Below are 15,801 nucleotides of genomic sequence, written 5' to 3'. Positions count from 1 at the left end.
ATAAAGGGATAAGGGTCAATCATGGAATCATATAGTCATAAACCGGAACTCTGTTTTGTTTGAGTTCTTGACTAGTCATTCGAGTAAAAATAACTCTCTCATTTGGCTTAGGAATATTAATCGAATTAGAAGACCTCCTATTAGCCGACAAAACGATTGATTTCTTCTGAGCTTTCATTACTTTTAATTTTTTAAATAATTAGACAACTATTGCGGACATTGGTTTATTAAGCAGATCGTCTCAATTTTTTATTTTTGAATGTTTAAATATGTCGCCATTAATGTGTACGCAAAAGTACAATTTATTTTTAATAGTACAATAATATAACATTAAAATCGATGTTTTGTTCTTTATTTCTTTCGTTTATATAATACTGGAAATCACAAATGTACTCCTAACTATTGAGTAGAATTGATTATTACAAAGTATTATGCAATGGTACAGACGTTTTGGATTTCGAAAAATTATCTCACCCGGCAAAATTATACCAAATCGATTTTACCTTTAATCTCCTGGTATCATAATTTTCAACAAATGCTTTTATTGAATTTCTTGCCCGATAGGAACGATCGTAGCATAACTTTCTGTTTATATCGCTCTCTTTCCAGTTATCCCCGGATTCTCCATCAAAGTAACGAAAGCAAAAAGCTTCAATATCGAGCGGATCAGTATGAGGCTCTATATCTTCGATGGCTTCTCTTATGATTCTCGTTTTCCGCAGTATCTCCCCGGCTCTGTCCTCTTCATCATCTGCAAGGTCCTCGATCTCGAGCTGGGAATAATTGATATTAGCATTAACCGGGATTGGCTTGTACCTATGCCGGTATGGGGCCGTATCTGATGTGGCATTCATCTTGATCATTCTCAAAACGAAGTAGTCCAGTTCGCGGTATTGCTTATGTTTTTTGTTGTAAAGCTCTAAAAGCTTCTCTTCCGGCTTTTCCAATAGACTTATCATCACTTCGTTTAGCAGGTCCACCTCTTCACCGGCCATCCCTTTCATTGTACAATGATACCTGGAATAATCCAGCCATCTCTCATATCGCTTTGTAATGTAGTTTTTAACTTCTTCAATGCTCATAATTCAAGTAGTTTATTGATATTTAAATAGTTTTCAAACATGAGGATTAATCTATTTGAAAATATACGCTACAAGAGATTTCTTCAGGAGAAAGCTATAGACACAAAAAAAGGGATCCACATAATGGATCCCCCTAATGAAATTTTGAAGTCCGTTTTAAATAGTTTTCGATTTCTACTTATCTGCTTTCAATCCTCACCTCTCTCCTTATGGCGATAATATGTTATACCGTGCGGACTGACCGTAAAATATGTATCCTGACGAAGGAGTGCACTAATCAAATCATTCGTCAGTTCAAAAATTGGAAATTGCGGATGGCTGGCAACGTTTGGATTTCCACAAATATCAATACTCTCTCCAATGAGATCTCTCAACAACCATAACGCACCCATGTATTTCTCATAACTCTCTTCATCAGCAAACATAATCTTTATACGATCGATGTTTTCTGCCAGTAAAAAAGTCTCGCGCCTTTTAGCTTTTATCTTAACTTCCGGTTTTTCTTCAATAAAACATACATCATTCATGATTTGCCTCCTTTCTGTAACTGGCGCGTTTGAAGCATCTCTCGGAAAATATTACTGAAGAAATTGTCAAGAGAATTTATAAATCCATCTGGATCGTTTATATGATCTTCGGATAATTTTTTGATCCTGAATTGATCATTCCGAAAATCGTATCTCCCAGAGATTGTCTTACTTGCTTTTTCCATGTTTTCTATTTTTTTTGTCTTTATGTTGCTTATTAAATTCAATAATCTCGCTTCCATAGGTTTGGAATATACTTCTAAGGCTCCGATCCTCGAGCGCTTCAATAATGTTCCTGGTCAATTTTGAATCATTTGAATGCCGAAGTACATTGTGAATCATTTCATGCATCCTCAGGCTTGTTAGTTCAATTGTTCCCATATTTTCTAAATTTCAGTACAATTTATACCGCCCAGATTTTCATCAATCTCTTTCATCATCAAGTTGAGGATCTCATGCCGCAGGCAATAGAAAGCTTCAAACAATGGCTGAATCATTTCTTGCGCCTGGTCTAACCCCCACAATTTCTCAACTTGTTCGTATACTATATTGGTTGCTTCTTCTGCCATCCTGTAAGCTACCAGATACTCTTTTGTTCCATCGCTTAACTTCACGTTTCTCATTTGTTCCGGTGTAAATTTTAATGCATTCATACTTTTTTAGTTTTTTGGGTTGATTGTTGATCTGTCTTTAATTGTCTGCAGTACCAGCATATCTAGTTCTGTGTACTGGCCGGCCATTGTATGAAGTAATTCAGCAAGGCGCTCAACTGGTTCCTGCAGTACATCAAAAATCACTTCGTTAAGTACTTTTGTAGCCTTATCTCCATTATCCTGGTTATGGTAAACAGCATAGTTGTGCCATCTCTCATATCCATCTCTCACGTGATTGATTACGTCTGTTTTGCAAATAGTTTTGAAAAAAGAGGGTGTGCCGGTGGCTGTATGATTTACCACTATTGATCTTGACTTACGCATTGTAGTTATAAGCATAAAAGTTTATATTTCATTACTGTCGTCTTCTTCTCTCAGATTTGCTTCTATAGCCAATCCCATTAATCTCAATATCTCGGCTTGGAACTCTCCGAGTGTGCGAAATAACTTATCTGTCATCATTTCTTTCCGATCTAATCCCCAGATGCGTTCCAATTCCTTGCAGGTAATGTTCGCAGCCTCATTTGCAACTCTATATGCGGCTATGTACTGTTTTGTTCCTTCAGAAAGGTTCACGTTTTTAAAATCGCTTAATGTTTTTTCCATATCAATAAATTTTGTTTGTTAATCGATCTATCTTTATTCTCTAATTTTTTCAACTTAAAACGCAATAGCAAATTAAACCTATAGGGTAATATACGTGCTGCAAACATAACTATAAATATAACGCAAAAGATAAGAAACAAGTTAAAAAATCACAAATCATTAAACATACGGTTATGTTTTATAAAATCTATTTGCTTTATAGTTATATAGAGTGATAGGAAAATACTATATTTGCTGTAAAACTAGAAATATTGCTTATGAAACTTAGAGTATTAGAAATTTGCAAGGAAATCGGTATCACTCAAAAACAATTGGCAGAAAGGACTAAGATGTCAGAAGTGGGTCTTTCAAAGGCCATTAATGGCAATCCTACCCTAGAGACCTTGAAAAAGATTGCAAATGCCCTTGGGGTCCCTATAACTGATTTGTTTGCCTCAAAAGAACCGATTTCAGGCATCATTATTATCAATGGGGTGACACATCGGATTGAATCATTCGATCAATTGCAGCGAATATGTGAGGGCTACAGGACCAAATCAAACGAATGAACTAATAATGATTTGTTTGATTGAAGAATCACTTTAACAACCTGGCCAAAGCGTTGGCTGGAATTAGAAATATAAAAAACCAACTCGCAAAACAATTAACATTCTAACAGTTATGGATGACAAAACAATCGAACAGATCATTATTAAAGCAGTTGAAATTGGAGTATATAATACTCTCAACCGGCTTGGACTTACTTCTGAGGTAGTAACAGAATCTCAGGCCCGTAAACAGTATGGCAGGAGATTAATAGAGGAATGGCGCCATAAAAGGTGGATCGTCGGATATCCGACAGGAAACAGCAACCGTGCAAGAGTGTATTTCAAGCGAACAGAACTCGAGACAGCCAGCCGGATGCTTGACATTCAGAACGTAATACCGGTAAACAAGATTTTCGGAGAATTGAAATGATTTGAGCTGCTCTGTATTAATTTATAAGTCAATTTCAGACTAATACCAGGCATTTACTAAAAACCCCTCACCACATGTGTGAGGGGCAAAAAAATAATAGGAGTAGGAGTCTTTTACCCTCTACTGTTATTCTGTTTTGTATTCTTTTTAATTTCGCTTAACTCTTCTTTCAGTCCATTAAATCCTTCTTCTATATGAGAAGTATTATCAGCTGTCTCCCTGGTATTTCGATTAATCGCTGCCAGTTCGTTCTGTATGTTATACAGATCCTTTGCCACATCAGGCATTTTAGTGTTTTCCAGATTTTGCCTTATGGCCTTTGTATCAATTGCAGTTGACCTGGTATCCATCGCCGTCATGTTCCATAATCCGACCAACTGCGAACCAGTACCCTCAGTCATTTGAGCCTGAAGTTCACCGGGGACACCACTTCTTTTTGCTCCTTTATCAAGGTACGGATCGACTGCTTGTTTATATTGTTCGGCTTTATTGTCGATTGCAGATAGGAGTGCATCGATGGCACTCTGTTCAGCTTTATCTATTCTGCCATCGTTTTTAATTGAATCAGCTATTTTGTTCATCAACCTGTCTACCTCAGGCTGTAGTTGTCCTTTCATGTAGTTGATAAGTGCGTTTCTCAATATACCTTTCACTACATCAGCAGACTTCTTAGCGGCACTTTCTCCCGATGCCCAAGCATCGGCGTATGCTTGTGCAAATTCATCGATGGCAGACATCACGTCGGTGCCGACAAGGGATTCAAGGATCCGATCCTTATTTTCCTCTAACCTTGCGTCGATGTCATTGAGTACATTCTTCCACTCGTTGATGACTTTGTTGTCCGGTTTCTTTTTGCTTTGTTCTGCCCGTATATTATCCTGAATCAGCCTTCTCTGTTGCTCGAGATTACGCTGCTCATCCTCAATTAATGAAGCTGCTTTTGTTGAATAGGTTTTTGATATTGCCCTCTCGAGATTCTCGTATGCCTTCTGAAGATTATTAACCTGCTCTGTGTTTTTCTTGATGGTCCTGTTTGCTTCCCGGCTCTTCTTGTCGAACACGTCAATGGCTGCAGTAAGCAATTGCACGCTCCCTGCGATGATATCGGCAGGATTACCGGTTGCAATGCCTTTTGCCAACGTGGCGGCCCCGCCTACCATCTCTCCAATGCCCTTGAGCATTTTCTGAGATTCTTCATCACCTGCAGCACCCATTTTTACAAGGCCGTCAGTGATGGAGTTGAACATGCTACCAACCTGATCCAGAGAAGCACCGGCATTCTTGGCTATATCCTTGAAATTACCATCTCCGCTTTTAAACTTCCTGATCGCTTCAGAAAGTCCCTTGAAGGGATTCTTCCTCCCAATCTCATCCGTGATCTTCTCAATTCGATCCCGGAGAGCAGCCAGTTCGGTAGGATCCAGATTTAGCTTCTTCCAGTGAAGTTCAAGCTGATGAATGAGCTCAATCATATCATCAACGGCCATCTTATCGAGGTTACTGAAAGCTTGATTCCACAGGTCTGAGGTGAGGACATCGAAGATGTCAACACCGTCCATATCGACATCTGAGAGGCTCTCCCTGAGCTTTTGGGTGTACTCCCCCATCTGCCTTGCTGCCACATCATCAATTACATCTGAGGACATGAAGCTCTCGAGGATCCCGGCACCGACACCTTCAACAGTTCCCACATCACGTGGTGCCAGAACCTTGCTGTTATCTTTTACATTTCTCAGCTTTGTTGAATATGCATCAAGCTGCATGCTTGCTGAATTGATGAGAGCGGTCAACCTTTCCCATTCTTCCGTACCTACCTGGTCTGTCCCAAGCTTATCACGAGCAGAAGATGCTTCATCCAGCACACTTTTCCAGTACTCTTTATTTTTTATGATTGCAGCATCGGTTTTTTTACTGTTATCTTCAACCACTCCCTGAGCTGCATCTCCAAATTGGCCAAAAATATCATCAGCTTCTTCGAGGGCTTCTTTCAGAAGGTGCTTAGAGCTTAGTATGCTATTCACATCCTGATAATACTTTGATGCAGACACGTTAAAAGACTTCCCGCTTTCCTCAAATATCGTTTTTATATACTTATTGATATCTACTGCATCCTGTAGAGTTGCATTCTCGATTCGAGACTTAATATCTGCGAAAGCTTGCTTCCCTTGCTCAGCGCCAAGATCATTAGTTAAACGCTTTCTTAGAGATGAGAAACTTCCACCAATGCTTTTACCTAGCTCCTGACTTCTCTCATCAATAAACTGGTTGCGAAGCTTTGATCGAGTGTTGTTTTCTATCTCGTCAGAGAGTAGTTTGTATGCCTCTTTAGATGTTCTCAGAGCATCAATTTCAATATCAAGATTACTAAGATACTCTCCGTAATTACTGTTAATATCCTCCTTAATCTGTTTGTACCTTTCAGAGTCAGGGCTTGCTCTTTTCAGACTTTCGATTAAAGCGTCAAGTTTTAATTTTTCTATTTCCATTGAGTCATTAAGAGCCCTTTGTGCTTTTTCCGCATCAGTTTGATACGTTATGAGCTTATACAGCCCATATGTTAAAGCAGCCGCCCCAGCTATAGCAATTGACCAGGCATTAGTTAACAATACTGCATTAAGTTTTGCAGCTACCGTGGCTAGTCTAGCCTTTGCAGCAGTCAACAATGTTGTAAATGTTATGTTTGTTTTCTTCGATGCAGTATCTACACTAGTTGACAGTGTTTCAAGCTGCTGGGATGCAGCCAATGTTTTTGCTCTAGTTGAAGCCAGCTCTTTTACATTATTGTTGTAGAGTTGCGTAACCGTGTTTTCTTTGATAATTGCGGTATTAAGCTTCTTTTCTGCTGATTCGATCTTTTTTGATGTAACGCTGCCACTTACAGTTGCAACCTCTGATCTCAATGCTGCGACATTGCGAGCGTGCTGAATCTCTTCTTCTTTCGCTGCAATAATCTTCTTGTGAATGGTAGCTATCTCCCTGTTTTTTGCAGCGATCTTTTCTTCCGTTGCCCCGATAATCTTCAAATCTTGAGCCTGAACAATGGCATCTGTCTTCTTCTCTTCAAGCTTATTAACGAGTAGAGCCGCTCGGCTCTGTTTCTCAGATTCAATCAGCATCTTTTTCTGCAAGGCTACTGTTTTTTCAGCTTCAGCGTTTCCTATTATAGCTGCCAGTTCGGCTTTTCTTGCAGCGACATTCTCACTCGCCGCTACTTTCGCCTCTTTCCCCACTATTCGCTTTTGAGCCAAAGCGTTTGTTTCAGCTACACCCTGCTCTACCTGTGCTTTCAGGTTTTGCCCGCGAGCTTCTATTTCTGCCTGAATGGCCTTTACGTGTTGCTCGGTACCAGACTTAAGATTCAAAACAGATATCCTTCTTTTCTCCTCTACTGTCAGAAGAGCTTCAAGATTCTTAGCTTCTTCAATGTATTTTATGGAAGCAGAGACATTATCATATGCATGGGCTGCTATTTGAGCAGTTTTGTACACACCCAGAACTCCTATAACTCCTGCTATAGACTTACCAATCTTTTCGTAATTTTCTAAAAGTGCTATTGTAGATTTATATGCTCCTGTGATGAACCCCTCAGAGTTCTTGCCCAAATTGTTGAATATTTCTTGAGCAGCTCCCTCGATTTGTGCCTGCAGACCTTTGATCCCCTCTGCCTGTTTTTGTGTCATCCCGTAGAACTTACCGCCTTCGGCAGTGGCGCTCCTAAAAGCTTCTGTTACTTGATTAACGGTTATTTTTCCACTATCCATCAAAGCAGTAACATCCTGAATTGATCTCCCAGTAGTACGTGCTATCTCTCCAAGTGGGTTGAAACCAGCTGTAGCCATTTGCCTCAAGTCTTGCGATAAGACTTTACCTGCAGATGTCATTTGAGAGTATGCTAGTGCCAATGAGCGGAATTTTTCCTCATTTCCCATTGAGATATCACCCAGCTGGCGAATGACAGGTATCAGATTTTCAGCTTCAACTCCAAAGGCTGACAACATTTGGGCTGCATTTGCAACACCTGTCATTGATAGAGGACTTTCTACCGCAAATTGTTTGAGTTCTTTCATGAAAGCAGCAACACCACTACTTCCCCCTAGAAGCACTTCAAAGGACTTCTCCAGCATCTGCATCTCGCCCCTCACATTGATGATCTCACGGCCAAACTGTGCAAGTGTCTGAGCACCGAAAACAGCACCAATGACCATCCCGGCCCTGCGAACCTGCTCAGTTATGGATCCAACAATACGCTTTGTCTCGTCAGCATCCCGATACATTCCTGTATTATCGATACCTGTAGCGAAGTACAAGGCACCAGCTTTATTTATTACTCCCATATATACAGTTTCTTGTAAAATATATTAGAATGGAGTTCACCCTGAAATTCAACAAAAAAACGCACGAAAAAGGCTCATTGTGTGAGCTCTTCAGTGCGTAAAAAAAGTTAGAAATTGAATTAAGAAAGCACCAGTTTTTTGAGATCAATAGGATCTTAACCATTGATATCTATTAAAACCTGAATCTACAAGAAATCCTTCAGTAGCACTTTATTGTATTTAGCAATGTATGAGTTTTCCAGATATTTAGTATTCTTGCTGAAAAATTGCGTCGCATTCCCAGGGATGGTATTGACAATATCGGCTTTAGGTACCTTTTCACTCAATAGGTAATCCGCAAAATCATCAAGCCCCATTACGATGGGAACAGCATAACAAATGCAAAACGGGTGCCAACCAGGGAAAATGAAATTCTTTGGATACTTACCTTTCAAGGAATCACAGATCACACAGGGATGAGCATTCGCGGACCGCTTTACTTCGTACCCTTGAACAAAATTAAGCTGTTTCCATCGCTCTGAATCACTCATCCGATAGCCCATATTTGTTTCAGTACTGGCCACGCGTAAAGCATTCATCCGGGATGACCTGTACACTCCCCTACCAGGGTTATAATTCTTCATCGGCTGAGAAAGGACCAGATTACCTTCTTCATCTCTGATCCTTCTAAATCGTTTATTTGGATCATAGAGCAGCTGTCTGAAATCACGGCCAATTGCCTCAGCACTTCTGCCGGTTGATAACCCAGATTCAAGAAACAGTTCAATATGGCCTTTCGTCTGCGTAGATATATCCCACACTCTTTTTGAAAGGTTCATTCCGTCGTCTATCCTGTTCTGTAGTGCTTTCAATGCCTCCAAGTTCCGGGAAAACATTCCCTCTTTCGCAATAGAAGACAATGCCATCCCTTTGATATATTGCTCAACGATCTGATCGTTCTTTTCAACTGAAGATAGCCAGGCTTTTTCCTGGTTTTCTTTGATGAACTTCTCAAGTGCAATACGGAAATCGTTGAGGATTCTGTTTATCCTACTTTCTATTCCAGCGTTACGGATCCACACACTGTTTTTATTGTCAGCATCGTGCCATTTACGCATTTCAGGCGCCACTAACCGAATTAACTGATTGAACAGAGCATTGATCTGCTTTTCCTGTAACAGTAACCGGTTGATATGTTGCCTATCGAAATTATTGATTCTTTCAGGCATATTTAGTTCAATATTTAGATGGATTGTAAAATGTTTTTATTTTGTTTCTTTGAATAACCTTAGAATTGCCTCCGGGAACTGTTTTAGGGGATTGTTGCTATTTAGAAAATTTGCCAGATAAACACCATCTTTAAACATAATGATAATTATATGATTTTGGAAAACATATTTTAGGAACTATTCCACTGATTCAATGACAATTAAAAAACAGTTTTTTACAACTCCGATTTTATATGTTTTTAACTGAGAAATTAAGTTAATATAAACCCGATTTATGTTGCTAATATAAAAAAGTGGACCCCAAGAAAAGGAGATCCACTTCCGCCTCCCCCGGAAACAATGCGTAAAAAAAGAATCCCAGTTATTCGTTTTCAGGCTGCTCTTTCACTCCGCTCACCTTCTTTACAAACATTGCCTGAAGACGATCAATAGTCGTTTTTAAGCTTTCTGTGGCACGTAAGTACCCCTCTATCATTCCGGCACGTTTACCGGCTTCGTAGACTTCATTGATTGATTCAAACTGCTCTATCTCACTGGAAATTTGACTGTTCTCTTCTTTGCTCATAATGTTTTATTCTTTAGGTGGTTCATTAAAACCTTGTCTATCAATTCCACTTCTAATAAATTCTTCAAGTTCTTCCTTACTCATCTTTTCAAGCATACCGGTATCAATTGAACCCTTGATATCAATCTTATCCGCTTCATTCCAGCCCAGCATTCTACTTAACCGGTCGATGGCAGCTATCTTGTCATAAAACTTTACCTCAATGCTGTCCTTGGTTTTCTTAACAGACGCAATACAGGAAACGACATGATCAGGCATATCTTCAAGTTTCTTAATCGTCACCTTGTTTCCTTTAATGTTCAGTACATCAGTAACGCGGGCCCTGACAATTGCAGAGAGCTCTTTTACTGTCTCATCTTTGGTGATATCTGAGCGTTCCTGAAGGGCTTCTTGCAAATGTCCCACCCTTGCCGTAATCTTGCCGTTATTCAAGAGTTCAACTGCTTTCCGATTAATTGTATCAGGTGCCATATTCCCACACGAATAAGCACGCCGATACGCTTCCGATGCGTTGCCGGTCTCGATGTAATAATTACAAAAGGCTTCTTGTTTAGGTGTTAGCTTTGTCATATTCATAAAACTTCAATGTGGCCAAATTTTTCTTCCCAAGCTTTCTGCAGGTTTGATACCATCGTTTTTCCCCCGGGTGCATAAGTTGAAACGAACAAATAGCCTCCCTTACTCTCATATGCAATAAGCGCAAATTTTGATTTGAATCGGACCCGTAGGATCGCGACAATTTCTTCATCTGTCAACTCATCGATAGACTTTTTTTGTAAATCATCTATCGAGTCGTTGGGAACTCGTTCAGTAGTTTTATCCATTTTGAAAATAACTTTTAAGATAGTTGCCTTGATGCTTTTCTAATTCAAGTTAAACAGGTCCTGTTCCGGAAAGCACCAAAGCAGATTGTCTATCTCATCCAAGTATACATCATCTTTTGATTCAATTTTTTTTATCGCTTGATACAATGTAAAAATGTAGGCACCGGTTGCCCGGACCATTCCATCCGTTTGGCTTACAATAGAGACAGGATCATTAAGGAACCGTTTCACTGTTTCAGGATTGCCTGTTCTCTTTAATGCTAGCCTCAATGAAGCTGCAAGTTCCTCCAGTAGTTCATTTAGATGACTTTCAATCGTAATCATAAGCTTTTGGAATCACCCTGTCATCATCATCCATTCTGAAAGCATCCATAGGATAATCATGTCCCAATTGATCACCCATTGCGTCTACAAAAGTGTTTATTGCATCAGCCGCTGCCTTGTGAAGATTATAGCGGTTGATCCCTTCTTCAGTGGTAACAAACGTACTGTGGGAATCCTTCATCCTTTCTTTCGCTTCATCTGAGACATATATCTCACCGGTATCACTTGCTGAAATGTAGCAAACCAGGTCACGAACACCACCTACATCAATGGTTGAGAGAAGACCTCTTGTTTCATGTTCCAGGCTTGCCATTTTGCCGTTTACATTGTTTGCAATCTCTTGGCTCAAATACTCCGGATCCAGAACTTTGGAAATCACATCAGTAATAGCCTTTCGTATTCCGGAAAGATCGCCTTTCAAAATACCCTGAAGATGATCATTGTTAAGCTTCCCCAGGCCAGTAGCCTCAAAAGCTTTTTCGATCTTCTTCCCGTGTGCTTTGATGATCCGCTCTTCCAATCTGCGAAGATCTCTTCGAAATTCAACTTCATCAAAATCAACCAATAAAGGTTTAATTGTTTTATTTGCCATAAAATTCTATTTATTAATGTTTTAATCTTTAAACAAGTCTATTGTCCCAAAATCTTCATTGCCACTTTCCTGCTCATCAAAATCCTGGTCCATGTTCACCGCGCAACTTACTCTCTCATTTTGATCCATCAGTTCTATCCACTCTTCGACTGAGAGTTTATCCAGTTCTTCTTCTGTCATATTCATGTGATTAATTAACCATTATTGAATATCACGGAATCAACTGAACTTCGTCGCATAACTGAGCGAATTCATTCATGAGTTGCTCCATTGCCTCATATACTTCCACGTAATTACCGCCATTCTTGACCAGGACTTCGTTTCTTGCACGTCCGGCAGGGCCATTCAGATCTGTTACCTCGTAGCGAAGAGAGGATTTCCGATTTTCCTGTTGGTACGTTTTGAGTTTCTCGATAACGGGTTTCGTTGAATTTGGTGCTTCAAAAAACTCAGCAATCGCATTCTTTACTCTCAGGGCTTCAGCTTTTAATTCTTCTGTCGACATAATTAATTTTTTTTGTAATTTGTAAATCGTTTATCTTTATAGTAAAATGTAAATTTTTCAATAGTTTCTGAAAATTCCAGTTAGATGGATCTTCATTGCTTTGTTTTTTCAAAGGGAATATTATAATTTCAGAATCCTCCCGCCTCGCTTCATTGCTTCGTCAATTTGATAGGTTTGACTGCTTTCCCGGTACCTTACCTGTAAGAATATTCTCACCTCTTAAACGGCCTCAAAATGGCTTGTTTTTAATCATCTGAATTCCAAGTACCGATATTCATATTTATTTATTTCCCTGTTTCCCAGTCGTTCATCACGAATTCATATCGATATGCTTTTGAATATCTTGCTTGATCATTCTTTAGTGGAATTTTAATGGACTATATTAATTTGCAAATATTCAGGAAAGATGCCATTTTCACTTCCATCATTAATGGATGGCTTATATTTCCCCATACTTAGAACAATTGATCTCCCATCTATCGAAGTTGCTTCTATCCCATTTCGGGATGTATGGGTTCCATTGGGATGTCGTTCTACAATTTTCATTTCCTTGAAAATCCACTTATTAACGGGGAAAACGTATGAATGCACCCTTTCAAAAACAACGATAGGAATCTCGGGAAGTTGTAAGAATTCAGCTATCCGAATTCTATGTGATCCATCCATAAAATCCATGTTTTTCTCCGTTCTCGCACCATCTATGTAAACTACATCAATCACATAAATTGGGGGTATAATTTTCTCACCGCTTGCTATCAATTCTATAAGTTCAATAAATCTCAACGACTCCTGGACTCCCTGAAATAGGTCAACTCCTCCAAAACTTGGGGTATCTTCTATTTTTATTTTATCCATTCTCAGGAATTTACATGAATTTAAAAACATTGAGCTGCTTTTTAGTTTTTCAAACTGCATCTCTTCAGGATTAGACGCCCAGTTAATTGTCAAAGTTTCCAATAATTTTTTTGCTTTAAATACCCTTTGTGATATATCAACATATCTGTCAATCTCTTCTATAATATTCATAATCTGTTATTTAAAATGGTGTATTTTCATTATTATAGTACTGTGGAATGTTTCTGGTTGATGGATCCTCATCCAGAAAATTGGTGATGTAATCATCTACCCAAAAATCAAACTCCCCTGTCCGGCCCTCCCTGTTCTTTGCAATACGGATCTTGCAAGTGTTCTTATTGGCAGCATCTGAGTAATAAGATTCCCTGTGAATGAACAAAACGGCATCAGCGTCCTGCTCAATGGCTCCGCTACCTCTCAAATCTGCAAGTACCGGTACTTTATCCTGCCTTGTTTCTACCCCCCTGTTTAACTGTGATAGTAACACAACAGGGACATCCAGATCTTTGGCCATTACTTTTATTGCGCGAGAGCAGACCTCCATCTCGTCATTTTTGCTCTTTCCGTTTAGCGACTGCATATCGATCAGCTGTAGATAGTCAATCATCACGATATCACATTTGCCCTGCCTCTTCATCTTTTTTGCCTGAGCTCTGATCTGTTGAAGGGATATCGATGCCGTATCATTCACTGAGATGGGAAGAAGAGACAATCTTTCCAAAGATTCCCCCATACTGATATGTTCTTCAGGTGACAATCTTCCTGCTTTGTAAGCCTCTGAATTGATACCACTCTCAGCCACAACCATTCTATCAATCAGTGATCGTTTGGTCATTTCAAGGGAAAAAATCAGCACATTATTGCCATTTTCGGCTGTTCGCCTGGCGGCATTCAAAAGGAAGGCCGTTTTACCCATCCCGGGCCTCGCTGCAAGAATGTAAACAGATCCCTTCTGGAATCCATGCAAAACAGTATCAAGCTTCTTCAGGCCGGTATGGATCCCTACTGAATTACCCTGCTTGCATTTTTCTTCCCGGATCTTATACTCTTTGTATGCTTCAGCAGCTATCTTATTGATGGAAGTGGTCAAACTCACATCAGAAACATCAGAAAGGTTCTCAATATCGAAAATATGGTTATTGATCAGATCATCCACATCCACGCTCATATCGTTGGATTCCGTGAGAGACTTTGCACAATTCAGCATGAATTTCCTGCGCATATAGTCCTGGAACACTACCATTGCATGAACCTTCACGTGTGCAGCTGATCCGACAATATCAGATAATTCTGTCAATCGCATGATGTCAACCTTCCGGGACTGCCTCTTTATTTCCTCAACGACTGTTATAAGATCAACATCTGAATGAGCCTCTACTGATAAGATGGCTTTGTAAACTTCATTCAAATATTCATCATAGAACATTCCTGGCTTTAGGAAGTCAATCACTTCATAGATGGCCGTTTTCTCGATGAGTAACGCTCCGATGGTCGCTTTCTCTGCTTCAGGATTATGGGGCAATATGAGTTCACTGGAAGAGGTTTTCATATGTTTTTGTTGGGGTGATCTGTTCATTTCCATTCTTTGAGCTTTTAATAATTTCGTCATTCCAAGATTTATTATTCAAAAAAGTTTCAGGGTCTTTACGAAACTCCTTATCCGGCTGCGATTTTTTGTATATGGGAATATGTTCTTTAATTTTTAGCTTTTCACTGTCTGAGATCTTATTCCATTTCTTGATTAGTTTTTCCTTACTGCCTCTTTTTTTATCATAGTCATTCCAGAATTCATCAAAAGGATATATATCAATTTTTGAATATGATTTTTCAACTATATCTTTATTTTCATTATTTGAATTATTATCATTATTGTTTGTGTCGTCTAGCGTTTGGCTGGCGTTTGGCTGGCGTTCGGTTTGCGTTTGGCTCGTGCGTAAACCACCTTGATAATCATCATAATTACAGACCGTTATCCGTGTAGTATTTATGAGGTTCTCTGTGGTGATCATTCCGTCTTTTTTCAAAAGTTCTAGAAAATTGCGTGTAGTATCTCTTGATACTTTCCACCTGTCTGCCCAATTCCGTAAACTCATCACCACTTGCCCTCTTTTACATTCAATCAATCTCATCCCGATATTCACTTTTTTATCTTCATGATTCACGGTGAGAATGATATCTATCCACCATTTGAACTTAACCGGATCCTGCCAAATCCAGTGATCACGTATTCTCCTATAAAGAGAGATCCACCCGCTATTTGTTTCATCTCCGGCCATATTTGATATTATTGAAAGCTGGTAAATCGAGAATTTCCCCTATAGACAGGGTTTTGCAACTTCGCATTTCTGATTCTGCCGGATAAACCTCATCAATGGTTTCTTCCTGGTCAGATATAATTTTGCATTGCACATCCTCCTGCACTATGTAACTGTTATCAGTCATAGAGATCTCCTTTCTAATTCATTTCCCATAAACACGGGATTTGTTAAGCGCCTCTATTAACTCACTTTGCCTGTACCTTACATTTTTCCCGATCTTTACATATGGGATTAATCCAGATTTCTTCCACCTGTGAAGCGTTGGACGACTGATTTTAGCCATATGGCAAGCCTCCTCAGTAGTCAAGAAAATCTCTGTTTTCTTTTCATTGTGTGTTGCTTCAGATGCAAACTCCTTAATAAGATCCTTTAGATCCTGTCTGTTCAATACTATCATTTGTTCCATATTACCTGTATTTTTTAATTTGTATGAAGCAAAGATAATATGCGA

Annotated in this window: 20 protein-coding genes; 2 read left to right on the top strand and 18 right to left on the bottom strand. The window is 39.3% G+C overall.

All coding sequences use genetic code 11. The features are described 5' to 3' along the window. Positions 1-470 precede the first annotated feature (470 nt). The 5 genes from AC1HCU_RS03815 to AC1HCU_RS03795 form a co-directional block, all read right to left on the bottom strand. A complete protein-coding gene (locus AC1HCU_RS03815) occupies positions 471-1,082 on the bottom strand; it encodes a hypothetical protein (RefSeq protein WP_480369292.1) in 612 nt (203 codons plus the stop codon). Between the two features lie 188 nt (positions 1,083-1,270). Next, positions 1,271-1,609: a hypothetical protein gene (locus tag AC1HCU_RS03810; RefSeq protein WP_480369289.1), complete on the bottom strand. Its 339-nt coding sequence runs from the start codon at positions 1,607-1,609 to the stop codon at positions 1,271-1,273. 386 nt (positions 1,610-1,995) lie between these two features. Then, entirely contained in the window at positions 1,996-2,262 is a 267-nt protein-coding gene (locus tag AC1HCU_RS03805) for a hypothetical protein (protein ID WP_480369286.1), read from the bottom strand. Positions 2,263-2,268: 6 nt separating this feature from the next. Further along, on the bottom strand, positions 2,269-2,586 hold the full coding sequence (locus tag AC1HCU_RS03800; RefSeq protein ID WP_480369283.1) for a hypothetical protein: 318 nt from the start codon (positions 2,584-2,586) through the stop codon (positions 2,269-2,271). 21 nt (positions 2,587-2,607) lie between these two features. Continuing rightward, entirely contained in the window at positions 2,608-2,868 is a 261-nt protein-coding gene (locus tag AC1HCU_RS03795; protein WP_480369280.1) for a hypothetical protein, read from the bottom strand. A gap of 257 nt (positions 2,869-3,125) precedes the next feature. On the opposite strand from AC1HCU_RS03795, the gene AC1HCU_RS03790 reads away from it, so the two are divergent. After that, positions 3,126-3,416 carry a helix-turn-helix domain-containing protein gene (locus tag AC1HCU_RS03790; protein ID WP_480369277.1) on the top strand — a complete coding sequence of 97 codons (291 nt, stop codon included), beginning with the start codon at positions 3,126-3,128 and terminating at the stop codon, positions 3,414-3,416. Between the two features lie 112 nt (positions 3,417-3,528). Next, entirely contained in the window at positions 3,529-3,825 is a 297-nt protein-coding gene (locus AC1HCU_RS03785) for a hypothetical protein (RefSeq protein ID WP_480369275.1), read from the top strand. 113 nt (positions 3,826-3,938) lie between these two features. On the opposite strand, the gene AC1HCU_RS03780 is transcribed toward AC1HCU_RS03785, so the two are convergent. The 13 genes from AC1HCU_RS03780 to AC1HCU_RS03720 all read right to left on the bottom strand — a co-directional run bounded on the left by AC1HCU_RS03780 (position 3,939) and on the right by AC1HCU_RS03720 (position 15,756). Beyond that, positions 3,939-8,159: a tape measure protein gene (locus AC1HCU_RS03780; RefSeq protein ID WP_480369272.1), complete on the bottom strand. Its 4,221-nt coding sequence runs from the start codon at positions 8,157-8,159 to the stop codon at positions 3,939-3,941. Positions 8,160-8,344: 185 nt separating this feature from the next. Further along, positions 8,345-9,367, bottom strand: coding sequence for a hypothetical protein (locus AC1HCU_RS03775; RefSeq protein WP_480369269.1), 1,023 nt, complete (start codon positions 9,365-9,367; stop codon positions 8,345-8,347). Positions 9,368-9,728: 361 nt separating this feature from the next. Continuing rightward, the gene (locus AC1HCU_RS03770) at positions 9,729-9,932 is read right to left on the bottom strand and encodes a hypothetical protein (protein WP_480369267.1); all 204 of its coding nucleotides are present in this window, start codon (positions 9,930-9,932) and stop codon (positions 9,729-9,731) included. A 6-nt stretch (positions 9,933-9,938) separates the two neighbouring features. Further along, positions 9,939-10,502, bottom strand: a complete 564-nt coding sequence (locus AC1HCU_RS03765) for a terminase small subunit (protein ID WP_480369264.1) — start codon at positions 10,500-10,502, stop codon at positions 9,939-9,941. A 2-nt stretch (positions 10,503-10,504) separates the two neighbouring features. Further along, complete coding sequence (locus AC1HCU_RS03760) at positions 10,505-10,756, bottom strand: hypothetical protein (protein WP_480369262.1); 252 nt, start codon at positions 10,754-10,756, stop codon at positions 10,505-10,507. 39 nt (positions 10,757-10,795) lie between these two features. Further along, positions 10,796-11,080: a hypothetical protein gene (locus tag AC1HCU_RS03755; protein WP_480369259.1), complete on the bottom strand. Its 285-nt coding sequence runs from the start codon at positions 11,078-11,080 to the stop codon at positions 10,796-10,798. After that, the gene (locus AC1HCU_RS03750) at positions 11,067-11,672 is read right to left on the bottom strand and encodes a hypothetical protein (protein WP_480369256.1); all 606 of its coding nucleotides are present in this window, start codon (positions 11,670-11,672) and stop codon (positions 11,067-11,069) included. The genes AC1HCU_RS03755 and AC1HCU_RS03750 overlap by 14 nt, the downstream gene beginning before the upstream one ends. A gap of 21 nt (positions 11,673-11,693) precedes the next feature. Then, positions 11,694-11,852 carry a hypothetical protein gene (locus AC1HCU_RS03745; RefSeq protein WP_480369253.1) on the bottom strand — a complete coding sequence of 53 codons (159 nt, stop codon included), beginning with the start codon at positions 11,850-11,852 and terminating at the stop codon, positions 11,694-11,696. A gap of 31 nt (positions 11,853-11,883) precedes the next feature. Then, positions 11,884-12,177 (bottom strand): hypothetical protein, encoded by a 294-nt coding sequence (locus tag AC1HCU_RS03740; protein WP_480369251.1) that lies wholly within the window; start codon positions 12,175-12,177, stop codon positions 11,884-11,886. A gap of 369 nt (positions 12,178-12,546) precedes the next feature. Further along, complete coding sequence (locus tag AC1HCU_RS03735; protein WP_480369248.1) at positions 12,547-13,203, bottom strand: hypothetical protein; 657 nt, start codon at positions 13,201-13,203, stop codon at positions 12,547-12,549. 10 nt (positions 13,204-13,213) lie between these two features. Then, positions 13,214-14,614 carry a replicative DNA helicase gene (locus AC1HCU_RS03730; protein ID WP_480369245.1) on the bottom strand — a complete coding sequence of 467 codons (1,401 nt, stop codon included), beginning with the start codon at positions 14,612-14,614 and terminating at the stop codon, positions 13,214-13,216. Then, the gene (locus AC1HCU_RS03725) at positions 14,562-15,308 is read right to left on the bottom strand and encodes a hypothetical protein (protein ID WP_480369242.1); all 747 of its coding nucleotides are present in this window, start codon (positions 15,306-15,308) and stop codon (positions 14,562-14,564) included. The genes AC1HCU_RS03730 and AC1HCU_RS03725 overlap by 53 nt, the downstream gene beginning before the upstream one ends. A 184-nt stretch (positions 15,309-15,492) precedes the next feature. Beyond that, positions 15,493-15,756, bottom strand: a complete 264-nt coding sequence (locus AC1HCU_RS03720; protein WP_480369239.1) for a helix-turn-helix domain-containing protein — start codon at positions 15,754-15,756, stop codon at positions 15,493-15,495. Positions 15,757-15,801: the final 45 nt, after the last annotated feature.

Source organism: Proteiniphilum sp. LBM24028, assembly GCF_056629195.1.
Note: the sequence above shows the minus strand (reverse complement) of the source record. Positions and strands in the feature narration are given on the sequence as shown.

What these genes read in the sequence shown, in the direction of transcription:
- AC1HCU_RS03740 (WP_480369251.1), bottom strand. Translation starts at nt 12,177, where the DNA reads ATGTCGACAGAAGAATTAAAAGCTGAAGCCCTGAGAGTAAAGAATGCG.
- AC1HCU_RS03735 (WP_480369248.1), bottom strand. Translation starts at nt 13,203, where the DNA reads ATGAATATTATAGAAGAGATTGACAGATATGTTGATATATCACAAAGG.
- AC1HCU_RS03800 (WP_480369283.1), bottom strand. Translation starts at nt 2,586, where the DNA reads ATGCGTAAGTCAAGATCAATAGTGGTAAATCATACAGCCACCGGCACA.
- AC1HCU_RS03770 (WP_480369267.1), bottom strand. Translation starts at nt 9,932, where the DNA reads ATGAGCAAAGAAGAGAACAGTCAAATTTCCAGTGAGATAGAGCAGTTT.
- AC1HCU_RS03750 (WP_480369256.1), bottom strand. Translation starts at nt 11,672, where the DNA reads ATGGCAAATAAAACAATTAAACCTTTATTGGTTGATTTTGATGAAGTT.
- AC1HCU_RS03745 (WP_480369253.1), bottom strand. Translation starts at nt 11,852, where the DNA reads ATGACAGAAGAAGAACTGGATAAACTCTCAGTCGAAGAGTGGATAGAA.
- AC1HCU_RS03755 (WP_480369259.1), bottom strand. Translation starts at nt 11,080, where the DNA reads ATGATTACGATTGAAAGTCATCTAAATGAACTACTGGAGGAACTTGCA.
- AC1HCU_RS03795 (WP_480369280.1), bottom strand. Translation starts at nt 2,868, where the DNA reads ATGGAAAAAACATTAAGCGATTTTAAAAACGTGAACCTTTCTGAAGGA.
- AC1HCU_RS03730 (WP_480369245.1), bottom strand. Translation starts at nt 14,614, where the DNA reads ATGGAAATGAACAGATCACCCCAACAAAAACATATGAAAACCTCTTCC.
- AC1HCU_RS03775 (WP_480369269.1), bottom strand. Translation starts at nt 9,367, where the DNA reads ATGCCTGAAAGAATCAATAATTTCGATAGGCAACATATCAACCGGTTA.
- AC1HCU_RS03790 (WP_480369277.1), top strand. Translation starts at nt 3,126, where the DNA reads ATGAAACTTAGAGTATTAGAAATTTGCAAGGAAATCGGTATCACTCAA.
- AC1HCU_RS03780 (WP_480369272.1), bottom strand. Translation starts at nt 8,159, where the DNA reads ATGGGAGTAATAAATAAAGCTGGTGCCTTGTACTTCGCTACAGGTATC.
- AC1HCU_RS03760 (WP_480369262.1), bottom strand. Translation starts at nt 10,756, where the DNA reads ATGGATAAAACTACTGAACGAGTTCCCAACGACTCGATAGATGATTTA.
- AC1HCU_RS03785 (WP_480369275.1), top strand. Translation starts at nt 3,529, where the DNA reads ATGGATGACAAAACAATCGAACAGATCATTATTAAAGCAGTTGAAATT.
- AC1HCU_RS03810 (WP_480369289.1), bottom strand. Translation starts at nt 1,609, where the DNA reads ATGAATGATGTATGTTTTATTGAAGAAAAACCGGAAGTTAAGATAAAA.
- AC1HCU_RS03720 (WP_480369239.1), bottom strand. Translation starts at nt 15,756, where the DNA reads ATGGAACAAATGATAGTATTGAACAGACAGGATCTAAAGGATCTTATT.
- AC1HCU_RS03765 (WP_480369264.1), bottom strand. Translation starts at nt 10,502, where the DNA reads ATGACAAAGCTAACACCTAAACAAGAAGCCTTTTGTAATTATTACATC.
- AC1HCU_RS03815 (WP_480369292.1), bottom strand. Translation starts at nt 1,082, where the DNA reads ATGAGCATTGAAGAAGTTAAAAACTACATTACAAAGCGATATGAGAGA.
- AC1HCU_RS03725 (WP_480369242.1), bottom strand. Translation starts at nt 15,308, where the DNA reads ATGGCCGGAGATGAAACAAATAGCGGGTGGATCTCTCTTTATAGGAGA.
- AC1HCU_RS03805 (WP_480369286.1), bottom strand. Translation starts at nt 2,262, where the DNA reads ATGAATGCATTAAAATTTACACCGGAACAAATGAGAAACGTGAAGTTA.